This is a genomic window from Aestuariivita sp., from assembly GCF_021404545.1.
Lineage (GTDB): Bacteria > Pseudomonadota > Alphaproteobacteria > Rhodobacterales > Rhodobacteraceae > Aestuariivita.
The window spans coordinates 96686-109517 of record NZ_JAAWWD010000034.1; the positions used below are offsets into that span (position 1 = coordinate 96686).

Annotated in this window: 12 protein-coding genes; 3 read left to right on the plus strand and 9 right to left on the minus strand. The window is 60.0% G+C overall.

Going from position 1 to position 12832, the window contains the following annotated elements; genetic code table 11:
• From HEP69_RS10640 to HEP69_RS10650, 3 genes are read right to left on the minus strand one after another with little or no spacing between them, the layout of a single operon-like run.
• On the minus strand, positions 1–1725 hold the full coding sequence (locus HEP69_RS10640) for a sensor histidine kinase (protein ID WP_290558502.1): 1725 nt from the start codon (positions 1723–1725) through the stop codon (positions 1–3).
• Positions 1722–2282, minus strand: coding sequence for an RNA polymerase sigma factor (locus tag HEP69_RS10645; RefSeq protein ID WP_290558503.1), 561 nt, complete (start codon positions 2280–2282; stop codon positions 1722–1724). Before HEP69_RS10645 ends, HEP69_RS10640 begins: the two co-directional genes overlap by 4 nt.
• Positions 2279–2452, minus strand: a complete 174-nt coding sequence (locus HEP69_RS10650) for a NepR family anti-sigma factor (RefSeq protein ID WP_290558504.1) — start codon at positions 2450–2452, stop codon at positions 2279–2281. The genes HEP69_RS10645 and HEP69_RS10650 overlap by 4 nt, the downstream gene beginning before the upstream one ends.
• A gap of 103 nt (positions 2453–2555) precedes the next feature.
• Between HEP69_RS10650 and HEP69_RS10655 the strand changes: the two genes are divergently transcribed.
• On the plus strand, positions 2556–3359 hold the full coding sequence (locus tag HEP69_RS10655) for a response regulator (protein WP_290558505.1): 804 nt from the start codon (positions 2556–2558) through the stop codon (positions 3357–3359).
• 339 nt (positions 3360–3698) lie between these two features.
• On the opposite strand, the gene HEP69_RS10660 is transcribed toward HEP69_RS10655, so the two are convergent.
• Entirely contained in the window at positions 3699–4040 is a 342-nt protein-coding gene (locus HEP69_RS10660; protein WP_290558506.1) for a hypothetical protein, read from the minus strand.
• A 98-nt stretch (positions 4041–4138) separates the two neighbouring features.
• Here HEP69_RS10660 and HEP69_RS10665 point away from each other — a divergent pair, with 98 nt between their 5' ends.
• On the plus strand, positions 4139–4867 hold the full coding sequence (locus HEP69_RS10665; RefSeq protein WP_290558507.1) for a Crp/Fnr family transcriptional regulator: 729 nt from the start codon (positions 4139–4141) through the stop codon (positions 4865–4867).
• A gap of 60 nt (positions 4868–4927) precedes the next feature.
• Here the strand turns inward: HEP69_RS10665 and HEP69_RS10670 are convergent, their stop codons facing one another.
• The 5 genes from HEP69_RS10670 to HEP69_RS10690 all read right to left on the minus strand — a co-directional run bounded on the left by HEP69_RS10670 (position 4928) and on the right by HEP69_RS10690 (position 9814).
• Positions 4928–5119, minus strand: coding sequence for a PLD nuclease N-terminal domain-containing protein (locus HEP69_RS10670; RefSeq protein WP_290558508.1), 192 nt, complete (start codon positions 5117–5119; stop codon positions 4928–4930).
• Between the two features lie 324 nt (positions 5120–5443).
• On the minus strand, positions 5444–6952 hold the full coding sequence (locus tag HEP69_RS10675) for a tripartite tricarboxylate transporter permease (RefSeq protein ID WP_290558509.1): 1509 nt from the start codon (positions 6950–6952) through the stop codon (positions 5444–5446).
• A gap of 21 nt (positions 6953–6973) precedes the next feature.
• Complete coding sequence (locus HEP69_RS10680) at positions 6974–7483, minus strand: tripartite tricarboxylate transporter TctB family protein (RefSeq protein WP_290558510.1); 510 nt, start codon at positions 7481–7483, stop codon at positions 6974–6976.
• An 82-nt stretch (positions 7484–7565) separates the two neighbouring features.
• Positions 7566–8525 (minus strand): tripartite tricarboxylate transporter substrate binding protein, encoded by a 960-nt coding sequence (locus HEP69_RS10685; RefSeq protein ID WP_290558511.1) that lies wholly within the window; start codon positions 8523–8525, stop codon positions 7566–7568.
• Positions 8526–8617: 92 nt separating this feature from the next.
• Positions 8618–9814: an aminotransferase class V-fold PLP-dependent enzyme gene (locus HEP69_RS10690; protein ID WP_290558512.1), complete on the minus strand. Its 1197-nt coding sequence runs from the start codon at positions 9812–9814 to the stop codon at positions 8618–8620.
• A 125-nt stretch (positions 9815–9939) separates the two neighbouring features.
• Between HEP69_RS10690 and HEP69_RS10695 the strand changes: the two genes are divergently transcribed.
• Positions 9940–12831, plus strand: a complete 2892-nt coding sequence (locus HEP69_RS10695; RefSeq protein WP_290558513.1) for an FAD-binding and (Fe-S)-binding domain-containing protein — start codon at positions 9940–9942, stop codon at positions 12829–12831.
• Position 12832 lies beyond the last annotated feature (1 nt).

The following is a 12832-nucleotide window of genomic DNA, read 5'->3' on the forward strand; positions in this document are numbered from 1 at the left end:
TCAGTAATCCAGGGGATCTTCCCTGAACTCCTCAACCGTGAAATCCAGCGACAGGCAATACTGCGCGTCTGTCTCCGAAACTTCAATCTGTCCGCCCAACTGGGTTGCAAAAGCCCGGATAAGCTGCTGGCCCAAGCCGGTTGACGTCTCTTCCCTGTCGGGGTGGATATCGCGTTGTGGCGTGCCTTTGCTGTTTTCGATAGTCAGCCGCGCGTGGTTCTGATCGTCATGGGTCAGCGACAAACGAATGCTTGGCGCATCTCCGCCAAGGTACTTCATGGCGTTTGTCAGCGCCTCTGAGACAAACATCGCCAGCGGCACCGCCTGATCAGGAAAAACCGTGACCGCATCCAATGCGGTCTCTATTGCGATATCGCTCTCGTGGGCTGCACCGATGGCGCGGCTCTGCTCAAGGATCTGCTCAATCAGTGTCGCCGCATTCACCTGCGTCAGGCTGTCGGCCTGGTAAAGCGTGCGATGGACCCCAGAGAGGCCCATGATTCGGTCCTGAACCTGCCCCAGCGCCCGCTTGGTCTCCTCTGCCCGCGCCTTGCGAATCTGCATGTTCATGATCGACGAGATGATCTGCAGGTTGTTCTTGACCCGGTGATGCACCTCCTTGAGAAGGACGGATTTTTCGCGCAGCTGATCTTCGAGGCGGGCCTCGTCCTGCAAGATGTCATGCGTCATCCCGTGCAAAGCGGTTTCAAGCTCGGCCAGTTCGGTGGGTGTCGCGCGACGCTGCGGGTCCACCGGCACTTTACGGTCCTTGGCGAACCGCCGCACTGCCAGGTTGAGTTTTTGAATATGCTGGATCACCAGTCGATCCGTTACGAACCACACGACGAGCAGGCTGGCCAGCCACATCAAAAACGGCAAGGCGACCGTCGCGAACGGAGCCATCTGCCCGGACATCGTAAGCGTGCTGCGCGGCCAGGCACCCATCGCATAGACCACGTCCGGGACAATCGGCACGATCGAATAGACCACGTCCTGACCCACGGTACTGGTGGCGATCAGCGTACGGGCCCGGCCATGGGCAAGGCTGTTAAGCGATATGTCTCGGGGCAGAAAACGCTGAGCCCGGGCGCGCCCCTGTTCGGTCGACAAAAGCTGGCCTTCGGCGTTGAAAGTAACCAGGGCGATCGGATCGGCGTCGCCCAGAAAATCAAAGGTTTCCCCCACATCCCTCAGCGGCAACGAAAGCGAGATGTAACCCAGAAAGACCTCGTCGGCAAAATGCGGCTGGTTGATGATCATCACGCTCTGCCCCGATCCGGGCGCGTTGAGGTTGACCTGGACGCTGAGCCGAGGATAGGCGATCAGATCGGCAAAGCCGGGATAATCCGAAAAGTCCAGCACATCATATGCGGTCGAGCAGGTACTTGTTCCATCGACACCGACAAAGCCTGCAAAGGCGAAATTCGTGTCAGAGGCCTTGAAGCGCCTGACATAGTCTCGGCACCGGGCGATGTCATTGAGCACTTCGGTGCCGATCCCGCTCAGCGATTGAGCGGCTCCGAAGGCCCGCTGGATGATTTGTCTCTCGCCGGAGGCGGCCCGCTCCGTCAGTGCCAAAAGCGACAGCTCAGTTCGTTGCTCGACTTCCGCGCTCAGGCGCAGGTTCTGGAACACGCCGATCACGCCAAGAGGAAGCAACGCAAGTGTCAGGAAGAAAAGGACGCGGGTGGTCAGCCGCCTGTGCAGCGCGACCGATTGCGTCATCGCATCGCACCGTTCGTGCGCGCATTCACGACAGCCATGGTCGCACTGTCGGTCAGTTCCATGGTCTCTTCGTCATCCAGATGCATCAGTTCTGCAAGCCGCTTGCGCCCTCGGTTGACGCGGCTTTTGATCGTGCCGACGGCGACGCCGCACATATCCGCTGCCTCTTCATAGGCAAAGCCCGAGGCGCCGACCAGGATCAATGCCTCGCGCTGCTCATCCGGCAGTTTCGCAAAGGCCTCCCGGAAATCCGACATGTGCAAGCGGCCATCGTGATCGGGCTTTTGCGACAACGACTCCGTATGAACGCCGTCGACATCCGCCACCTCGCGTTTCGCCTTGCGGCGGTTGGAGTAATACGTGTTGCGCAAAATGGTAAAGAGCCACGCGCGCATGTTCGTCCCGGCCTCGAATTTATCGATATTCGTCCAGGCCTTAACCAAGGTGTCCTGCACCATATCGTCGGCCGTTGCGGAATTGCGCGTCAGCGATGTCGCAAACGCTCGCATGGCCGGCAGATGGTCCACCAGCGCGTCCCTTGGGTCGGGGTGATTCATGTCTCATCACCATTGCTCTGACGGGATTGTGCCGCATCCTGCGCCTTGAGTTGATCCAAAAGGGCACGAAAGCGGTCAGGGACCTCTTCTTCCAGCGTGTCTTGGTACACACGTTTGAGGTTCTCATCGATTGTATCTTGCCCCTTGGGTCTTTGCTTGTTCTGCGCCATTTTCCGCAAGCTGCCTCTTGGCTGATCTAAAAATCTAGTTTGTCCGGAACCAAACGCACGACCACGCGTTAGGTTCCATACAAAGTGTAAGGGATCACAAAAAATGACAACGTCAGTCGATTTCACGACTTCTGTCAGCACCGCATTGCCCCTTTTGCGGCGCTACGGTCGCGCCTTGACCGGAGATCAGACAACCGGCGACAGCTATGCTGCGGCCACGCTTGAGGCGATCTTGGAAGACCGTAGCGTTGCCGAAGAAGCCTCGACCGTCAAGATCGGGGTCTATAAGGTGTTTCATTCGATCTGGTTGAGTTCCGGTGCACCAGTGGAAGACAAAGAAACCGGGCTGCGGGCCGCAGCGCAAAAACACCTCTCCAAGCTGACGGCGAACACCCGCGAGGCACTGTTGCTGCATACGATCGAGGAATTCAGCGTGTCGGCGGTCGCCGAAATCATGCAGATCGAACAGAGCGAAGCGGATCATCTGATCACCGTGGCCCGCCGCGAGATGGAGGACGCCGTCTCGGGCCGGGTAATGATCATCGAGGATGAGGCGATCATCGCGATGGATCTCGAGAACGTGGTTGCCGATATGGGGCATCTCGTGACCGGCGTGGCGCGAACCCGTAAAGAGGCGGTCAGTCTGGCCGCAAAGGATGTTCCTGATCTGGTTTTGGCAGATATTCAACTGGCCGATAACTCATCCGGCATCGACGCCGTGAACGAAATTCTGGATGCTCAGGGCAAACGCCCGGTGATCTTCATCACCGCGTTTCCCGAACGGTTGCTGACCGGAGAGCGCCCTGAGCCCGCGTTCCTGATCTCCAAACCCTATACGGAGGCACAGGTGCGCTCCGCCGTAAGCCAGGCGATGTTCTTTTCGTCAACGGAGACCCTGAAGGCCTAGAGCTTTTCGGCCACGAAAAACGAAAGGCCCCGCCGCAAAGGCGGGGTACATTTCCCCGGTTTGAAGAGGAACAGACCATCGGGCTGTCACAACCGGCGGCAACGCAAGCACGGCTTGAGCCTGACCCGTCGGGGATCTGGCGCCAATGGCTTGGATGAACGGGCGCCGCAATGTGCCAAGACGATGTGCGCGCAGTCTGCTACCGGGTGGTACCGTGGAGCGACCGTTCGACGATCTCGATATCAGGGCAATCACGAGTGCATCGGGCATAGGCCGACCGGTCTTTCGTCGGGCCGTGCCGGACCTGTGCAGGAACGTCAGACCGCACTGTTCCCGGGCTCAAGCCTTGACGACTTCTTGACCCAGCGCCTCTCGCACGATTCTGATGAGCATCGCATCGGTGAAGGGACGCGACAGGCATAACCAATGCGGCGGGGTATCCCGACCGTTCGAGTCGGTCCAGATAAAGGCCATCTCGGCAGCCTTCCAGCGCCGAGCTTGGAGATACGGCTCGTCCTCTTTCAGGACATGATCTGACAGGACGATCCACGGCGTCTTGTCGATCCTGCAGCATTCAGAGCGCTCGGCGCAGATCACCGCTAGGTCCGGAAACGCCGAACGCAGCGCCTGCGCCATGTCTGTGCGGACGAACGGATCCTGCTCGATCAATAGAATGCTCACGCGGGATGCCTTTTTGATACGGTTGGGATCGCATTATGGAACCTCTGGCCGTATCGCGCATTAAACTGTGACATACTGACGTAAAGGAAGGGAAACGAATGGCGACGCGTTGCGAGCAGTGCCCATTGCACGGGGCAGATATCTTCTCAGAAGTGTCCATGGAAGACCGCCGCAGCACCCAGCGGTTCAAATCCGGTGAGTTGATGGTCGATCCAGGAACCCCGATTATGTCGCAAGGGTCGAACGCGCCGCAGCTCTATACGGCGCTGCGGGGCATGGGGCTGCGCTATGTGGTGCTTCCCAGCGGGGATCGGCAAGTCATCAATTTTATCTTTCCGGGCGACTTTATCGGCTTGCAAGCCGGCATCATGGGAGAAATGCAGCATTCGGTCGAGGCGACAACGGCCATGACCTTGTGTGTCTTTGACCGGTCCGAACTCTACAATTTTTTCAAGACCAACCCATCACGTGCATTCGACGTGACATGGCTCTCGGCGGTAGAAGAGCATTTTCTGGGCGACGCCCTGGCGACAATCGGCCAGCGTTCCGCGATTGAGGCCGTCTCATGGGCGTTGTTAAAGGTCTTCCAGCGGGGCCAGGCGCTGGGGCTTGTCTCCCGGTCTCGGATGCCGTTTCCGTTCCGCCAACAGGATCTGGCCGATGCGCTGGGGCTCTCGCTGGTGCATACCAACAAGACCCTGGTCAAATTGCGCGATCGTCAATTGGCCGCGTGGTCAGAGGGCATTTTGCAGATCAACGATCTTGCGGCACTTGCAAAGATGGCACAGGCCGAGGTCGAACCACCGAAGAAGCGGCCTTTCCTATGACCCAAAAAAGGTGGCCCCGGCTGGAACCGGGGCCACCTTTGCAATGGTCACTCGGCAATGTCAGGCTGTACTCGGCCGACCGCGTGGCCCGGCAACAAACCAGATGATAAACCCGATCAGCGGAAGAATGAGGACCAGCAGGCACCAAAGCACCTTGGATCCGGTGGTCGCCCCTGACGTGACGATTGAGATGAACGCCCAGATGTTCAGCGCCATCAAGATAAGACTTCCAAGTCCTGCGATCTCAACCATTTTCAACTCCTATCGGTTTGCGATTGCCGCCAGGGCGGCACCAGGTATCTGACACGACAACGCGCGACAGGGCGTTTGGTTCCACAATGTCCTGTGCTGGCGCAAAGAACGGCCGCTCGAAACGGTTGGACCGGTCAGACCCGCGAGGTGTCGCCCGAGCCGGGACACGCTAATCGGTCATCCTGCCGACGCGAAAGGGGCTCCAGAGCAATGTTCAGCGCATCAGGGCCAAATCGGATGTCGGTCTTCTGGTTCACCCCCGGCATCCGTTGCACGGGATCCGGGGGCGCGCCTTTCATGCCTGCCGCTTGGGCCTCACTTGCCCTAGCCCGCGGCCATCTTGGCCGCTTGCGCGTCCTGATGCCGCTTCCATTGGCCATAAAAGCCATAGATCAACGACACAAGGCTGGCGATGAGCAAAACTGCCGTGATCGGTCGAGAGACGAAATCCCAGTAATCATAATCGCTGATCACAAGCCCTTGGCGTAGGCTCCGTTCGGCTATCGGACCAAGGACCAGACCGATAACGAATGACGCGATGGGGTATTTCAGTTTCCGCAGAAGGAAGCCGAATGCGCCCATGGCAAGCATCACGCCGACATCGACGATGTTGGAGTTCAGCGCATAGACACCGGTCATACACAGCACGACAATCGCGGGACCCACCAGCGCATAGGGCGCTTTGAGGACAAGGGCGAAGTACCGCGCGGCGCGGATCCCGAAAACCAGCATCAGGATGTTTGCAATGAACATGCCGATAAATACTGTATAAACGAGCTGCGTGTTGGTCTCCATCAACAGGGGGCCTGGAATGATCCCGTGGATCGTCAGTCCACCCAGCATCACGGCTGTGGTCGCGCTGCCTGGGATACCAAGGGCCAAAAGCGGGATCATGGAGCCACCGACGGCGGAGTTGTTTGCCGATTCCGGCGCGGCAATACCTTCGGCCACCCCGGTGCCAAAGTCCTGCGGCCTCTTGGACCAACGCACCGCCTCGGAATAGCTGATAAAGGCAGCGGTGGTGGCGCCGACACCCGGCAGCGCACCGATAAAGGCGCCAATCGACGAGGAGCGCAACAGCGTATACCGTGTCGCCAGGAATTCCTTCATGCTCGGCAATTTGGTGGAAACATCGGTGATCACATCTGCGGTCGATGTCCGTTCACCGGCCCGTTGCAGCACTTCGGCCAGTGCAAATGTGCCGATGATGGCCGGAACAAAGCTTATGCCTGTCAGCAGCGAGAGATTGCCGAACGTGTACCGCTCGGTCCCGGTGATCGGATCGAGGCCGACAGTGGCGATACCAAGACCAAGAAGCCCAGCAACCAGACCTTTCAGGACCGATCCACCGCCGATGGCCGAGATCGCGGTAATCCCCAGAACGGCCAGCGCGAAATACTCCGGTGGTCCGAAATTCAGGGCAAACTGCGCCATGGGCGGGGCCAGCAGCATCAGCACGATGGTTCCGAAGATCCCGCCGATCGCAGACGAGGCCAGCGCGATGCCCAGTGCTTTGCCGGCCTGCCCCTTCTTGGCCATCGGATAGCCGTCGAGCGCGGTACAGGCGGCCTCGGGACTGCCGGGCGTGTTGAACAGAATGGCAGAGATCGACCCTCCGAAGGTTGAGCCCACATAAACGCCTGACAGCAAAAGCAGCCCCGCGGTGGGATCGAACACAAAGGTAAAGGGGATCAGAAGGGCCACCCCAACGATCCCCGTCAGTCCGGGAACCGACCCGAAGGCGATCCCCCAGACAACCGAAAAGATGATCAGCAGAAAGGAGGACGGGTTGCCAAAAAGATAGGCGATCGCGGAGCCATATGCTTCCAACATGGTGAAGGATCCTTCCGGGGCTCAGTAGAACAGCACGTTCAGGTCGTAGAAAACGCCACTGCCCCGGGGCAGCGGCAACTCAAGCGCCTGCGTGAAGAACAGGACGAGGACCACGGTGAAACAGGCCGCGAAGATAACCCGCGTCACGTTGTTTTTGTAAGGGATCACGAAGCTAGCCAGCATCAGAAACGCGAAGGTGGCGAGGATAAAACCCAGATGCTGGAAGGCGACGAAATAGATCAGGATCAGCGCCCCCATCGCGCACACGCGCAGCGCCGAGGCACGAAAATCCGCCGTCATGGTAAAGGCGCCTGCCATCTCCTCACCGCTCTGGCGCAGGCTCAGGACGGACCGGATCGCCAGAATGCCCGTGATCAGAGCCATCGTCGCGAAAATGATCTTGGGCCAGAAATCGGCGTCGGCCTGGGCAAATCTGCGCGACTCAGGAAAGCCGTCCGCCACAAACCACAAGAAGATCGACAAACCAAACAGGAGACTGGCAAAGGCCAGATCAAGCAGGCGATGGGCCATGGTATCCATTCCTTGGAGGTATTGGGATGGCCCGTCGCGCTCTCAACCGTTGCCGGTCAGAAATGCGCGACAGGCAGGATGATCAGTCCGTCAGACCAAGCGCGTCAAGCACGCGGGTGTAGACTTCGATCTCGCTTTCGATAAAGGCCTGAAACTCATCGGGCCCCAGCAGCACAGAGCGATACTGAAGCGCCGCCTGTTCCTGTATCTGCTGATATGCGTCGGTCGCCACGGCCTCGGACACAAGTCCATAAAGCGTTTCGACATGCGCAGGATCGGCATCCGCAGGCATGGCAAATGCACGCCACCGTCCCAATGTCACGTCATAGCCAAGCTCAACGGCGGTCGGCACATCGGGCAGCACCGGGAGACGCTCATCGGAAAAGACAACAAGCGGGCGCATATCACCGGATTCGATCAGGCCGCGCGCAGGCCCGTATTCCTCATGCATGGCGTCCACCTGACCGCCCAACGTGTTCGACACCATCTCGGACGAGCCGAACGGCACGGTCGTGACCTCGGCGCCGGTTTCGATGTTCCACAGACCCATCACCGTGTCGTCGAACCCGGCGGCATTGGTGATACCGACGGTCAGATCACCTGGGTTCTCGCGGGCGTGGGCCATAAAGTCCTGGATGGTCTGGAACGGGCTGGATTCGGGAACCAGGATCATACCCTGATCGTATTGAACGCGTGCCAGCGGCTGGAACGAGTCCATCTGGATCCGGCCCAGCACATGGGCAATGATCTGATCGGGGCTGATCGCCATTAGCGTATAGCCATCGACGCGGCGTTGCTGGAAATTGGCATAGGCCGGCATCCCGCCCCCGCCCTGGATCGAGATCGGCACCATCGACTGGCCCGAGATCTCTTCAAAGGGCACGCCCACCGCGCGGATGAACCGGTCGGTGCCACCCCCAGGCCCGTAAGAGTGGATGACTTCGATTGTGCGCGTGGGATAATCCTGCGCCAGTGCCGCGGGTACGGCCAATGTGGTGCCTGCCATAAAGGCGGCCATGGTGGCGGTTTTCAGGGACAACATATTCTCTCCTCCAAGAATTCTGTCAGTATCGTGTGGCATGTTTTTGGAAGGGCGCCCCGGTGCCACACATAAATGGGGCGTCCCCTAGATCGTCACTCAGCGGCGAGAGTGTGCGGAAGGTCCTCCTCCAGGACCTCCATCGCGGCCGCTGTTCCACCGCTGGAATGGGGAATGCCCGCCTTGGACAGCCCCATTTCGATCCCCGACAACGTGCCCATCAGCATCGCGTCGTTGAAATCCCCCAGATGCCCGATGCGGAAGACGCGATCCGCCACCTTGGACAGGCCATTGCCCAGCGAGATGTCGAAATTCTTCAGCACCGTCGCGCGAAATGCATCAGCGCCATGGCCTTCAGGCATCATCACGGCGGTCAGAACGCCGCTTTCCTGGCCCTGCTGGCTGCACAGCACTTCAAGCCCCCAGGCCCGGACGGCAGCACGGGTGGCACGGCCATGGCGGGCATGCCGCGCAAAGACGTTTTCCAGCCCCTCTTCGTGCAGCATCGCGACCGCTTCGTTCAGGCCATAAAGCATGTTTGTGGCGGGCGTGTAGGGGAAATAGCCGGTTTCATTCGGGCCGGTCATATCTTGCCAATCCCAGTAGGACCGGCGCATCCCGCCATTGCGCGACACCTCCATCGCCTTTTGGCTCACGCAATTGAACGAAATCCCCGGCGGCAGCATTAGACCCTTTTGCGAGCCCGACACACAGACATCGACACCCCATTCATCGAACCGGAAATCGACCGACGCCAGGCCCGAGATGGAATCGACCATCAAGAGTGCGGGATGGCCCACCCCGTCAATCGCCGCACGCACCTCCGCGATAGGCGAGACCGAACCGGTGGAGGTTTCGTTATGCACCACGCAGACCGCCTTGATCTGGTGTGCTTTGTCTTCGCGCAGCCGTTCTGCAATGGCCTCGGGGTCCGCGCCACCGCGCCAGTCACCTTCGATGAACTCAGGCGCCAGGCCAAGGCGTTTGGCCATTGTCATCCAGAGCGTCGAGAAATGCCCGGTTTCATACATCAGGACCCGGTCGCCTTCGGACAGCGTGTTGATCAGGGCCGCTTCCCAGGCGCCGGTACCAGAAGCGGGATAGATGATCACCTGGCCGACTTGCGTCTTGAAGATCGACTTCATGCCGTCAAGCGCTGCCTGACCGACCGCCGCGAAATCCGGTCCACGATGGTCAATCGTTTGGGCACTGATTGCCCTCAGGATACGGTCAGGAACCGCACTTGGGCCAGGAATTTGCAGAAAGTGCCGCCCGGCTTTTCTCGATGTCATTGATTATCCTCCACACTGATCCGGTTCAAACACAGGGACGCGTGTTGCCGAATGCATAATCTTGAATTATGAATACAATTTGAAAAGATGAGCTGTCAAGCCACGTCGCCGGGGAGGAGACAAACATGCCGCTAGATACGCTAAAGGGCCGGTTTTCCGGGGAAATTCTTGAGGACGCCTTTTCCCGAGGGCGTTATTCGACCGATGCATCGATCTATCAGATAATGCCATCGGCAGTCGCGATTCCCCGCTCCAGAGACGATATCTCCGTCGCGCTGGAGGCCGCGCGGGCCGCCGGAATGCCGGTGACGGGGCGCGGGGGCGGTACGTCTCAATGTGGCCAGACGGTCAATTCCGGCCTGATCCTCGACAACTCCAAGCATTTCAACCGCATTCTGGAGATTGATGTCGAAGGCCGCCGCGCCATCGTAGAACCCGGCGTGGTGCTGGACGATCTGAACCGGGCGCTGAAACCCCATGGTCTGTGGTTCCCGGTCGATGTCTCGACGGCGTCGCGCGCGACCATCGGCGGCATGGCGGCCAACAACTCCTGCGGCGGACGCTCCCTGCGCTATGGCACGATGCGGTCCAACGTGCACGCCATCGACGCGATCCTGGCCGATGGCACCGAGGCACGGTTCGGTGAGGTTCCCGTCGGCACCCTGTCGAACCATCCCGCACAAGCGATCGTGGACGATATGCTTCGTCTTGGTGCGGCCCATGGCGATCTGATCGATGCGCGGTTTCCCAAGCTGAACCGCCGGGTCGGCGGCTATAACCTCGACGCTCTGGCCCCTGGAGATGCGCCAATAAACCTGTCGCATCTCTTGGTTGGCTCCGAAGGGACGCTGGCCTATTTCACCGCCATCGAGCTGAAGCTCTGGCCGCTGGTAGGGGAGCGTGTCCTTGCGGTCTGCCACTTCCCCAGCTTCTATCAGGCGATGGATGCGACCCAGCACCTGGTCGCGCTGAACCCGCTTTCGGTTGAGCTGGTCGACAACACGATGATTGGCCTCTCGCGGCAGATCCCACTGTTCCGGCGCACGATCGAGAATTTCGTCAACGGCGATCCTGCGGCGGTTCTCCTGGTGGAGTTCGACGAAGGCTCAGCCGAGGCCAATGCCGGGAAACTAAAAGACATCGAAGCGCGCATGAACGATCTGGGGTTCTCCTGGAGCGGTGAGGGCGGCAACTGGGGTGGTGTGAAACCGATCACCGACCAGCGCCTGCAAGGGCAGATCGCCGAGGTGCGCAAATCCGGCCTCAACATCATGATGTCGATGAAGCAGGAGGGCAAACCCGTTTCCTTCGTCGAGGATTGCGCCGTCGAATTGACTGACCTGGCGGATTACACCGCGCGGCTGACCGACGTCTTTGAGCGTCACGGCACCCAAGGCACCTGGTACGCCCATGCGTCCGTCGGATGCTTACATGTTCGGCCGGTTCTGAACCTCAAGCTGGAAGACGATGTGAAGAAGATGCGGTCCATCGCCGAAGAGGCCTTTGCCCTGGTCGCCGAATACAAAGGGTCGCATTCGGGTGAGCATGGCGATGGGATCGTCCGCTCGGAGTTTCATGAACGCATGTATGGGACCGAGATCACCGATCTCTTCCGGGATGTGAAACAGCGGTTCGACCCGGATGGGGTGCTGAACCCCGGCAAGATCGTCGACCCGCCCAAAATGGATGACCGCAGTCTGTTCCGCTATAGCGCGGACTACTCCGTCCCGGCGCTGAAAACGGCCTTCGACTGGTCCGCCTGGCCGGGCGCAGGTGGCGGATTTCAGGGCGCGGTCGAGATGTGCAACAACAACGGCGCCTGTCGCAAGCTGAAGGGTGGCGCGATGTGCCCCTCCTACCGCGTGACCCGGAATGAACGCGACGTCACGCGTGGTCGTGCCAACAGCTTGCGCCTGGCCATCTCGGGGCAGCTTGGACCGGATGCCCTGACATCGGATGCGATGGCCGAGACGATGAAGCTCTGCGTGTCCTGCAAGGCCTGCAAACGCGAATGTCCGACCGGCGTGGATATGGCGCGCATGAAGACCGAAGTCTTGGCGGCGCGGGTGCAGAAGCACGGGCTGAGCCTGCATGACCGCCTGGTGGGCTACATGCCCCGCTATGCCCCTTGGGCCGCGCGCGCGCCGTGGCTGATGAACCTGCGCAACCGCGTGCCGGGCCTTGCAAAGCTGACCGAGGGTTTGACCGGATTTGCGGCCGCCCGCGATCTGCCGACCTGGTCGGCCAACCGGTTCCGCGACGCGGAATTTGCAGATCCCAACCCCGACGTCATCCTCTTCGCGGATGCCTTCAATCGGTATTTCGAGCCCGAGAACCTGCGTGCTGCAGGACGCGTTCTGAGGGCCGCTGGCCTCAAAGTGCAGGTGGCCACTCCCGTCCACGGAGGGCGTCCGCTGGATTGTGGTCGGACGCTCCTCTCGGTTGGGCTGGTCGAGAACGCCCGCGCCGAGGCCGAGCGGCTGGTTGCGGCGCTTTTGCCCCATGCCGAGGCGGGCATACCGGTTATCGGGCTCGAACCGTCGTCGCTGCTGACCCTGCGCGATGAAATTCCGGCGCTGATCACCGATGGGCGGGCCGAGACGGTCGCCGCGCAGGCCCTAATGCTGGAGGAGTATCTGGTCAAGCATGATGTCAACCTGCCGCTGCGGGCTCTGGGTCAGAAAATCCTGTTGCATGGACACTGTCATCAAAAGGCGCATCAGGTGATGCCGGACGTTCAGGCCGCCCTCGACAGGATCCCGGATGCCGAGGTGGACGTCATCGAGACCAGTTGCTGCGGAATGGCCGGGGCTTTCGGCTATGGCCGTGATACGGTAGATGTATCGCTAAAGATGGCCGAGGCCGATCTGCTTCCGGCTGTACGACAGGCATCGCGCGATACATTGATTGTTGCCGATGGCACGTCCTGTCGACACCAGATCGCCGATGGGGCTGACCGCCAGGCCATACATGTGGCACGCGTGCTGGAAATGGCCCTTGCAGAGGGAGGCCAATAAC

Bases quoted from the DNA above. Each gene is read 5' to 3' on its own strand.
- HEP69_RS10690 (WP_290558512.1), bottom strand. From the start codon at position 9,814: ATGACATCGAGAAAAGCCGGGCGGCACTTTCTGCAAATTCCTGGCCCA.
- HEP69_RS10695 (WP_290558513.1), top strand. From the start codon at position 9,940: ATGCCGCTAGATACGCTAAAGGGCCGGTTTTCCGGGGAAATTCTTGAG.
- HEP69_RS10670 (WP_290558508.1), bottom strand. From the start codon at position 5,119: ATGGTTGAGATCGCAGGACTTGGAAGTCTTATCTTGATGGCGCTGAAC.
- HEP69_RS10645 (WP_290558503.1), bottom strand. From the start codon at position 2,282: ATGAATCACCCCGACCCAAGGGACGCGCTGGTGGACCATCTGCCGGCC.
- HEP69_RS10650 (WP_290558504.1), bottom strand. From the start codon at position 2,452: ATGGCGCAGAACAAGCAAAGACCCAAGGGGCAAGATACAATCGATGAG.
- HEP69_RS10675 (WP_290558509.1), bottom strand. From the start codon at position 6,952: ATGTTGGAAGCATATGGCTCCGCGATCGCCTATCTTTTTGGCAACCCG.
- HEP69_RS10665 (WP_290558507.1), top strand. From the start codon at position 4,139: ATGGCGACGCGTTGCGAGCAGTGCCCATTGCACGGGGCAGATATCTTC.
- HEP69_RS10680 (WP_290558510.1), bottom strand. From the start codon at position 7,483: ATGGCCCATCGCCTGCTTGATCTGGCCTTTGCCAGTCTCCTGTTTGGT.
- HEP69_RS10685 (WP_290558511.1), bottom strand. From the start codon at position 8,525: ATGTTGTCCCTGAAAACCGCCACCATGGCCGCCTTTATGGCAGGCACC.
- HEP69_RS10655 (WP_290558505.1), top strand. From the start codon at position 2,556: ATGACAACGTCAGTCGATTTCACGACTTCTGTCAGCACCGCATTGCCC.
- HEP69_RS10640 (WP_290558502.1), bottom strand. From the start codon at position 1,725: ATGACGCAATCGGTCGCGCTGCACAGGCGGCTGACCACCCGCGTCCTT.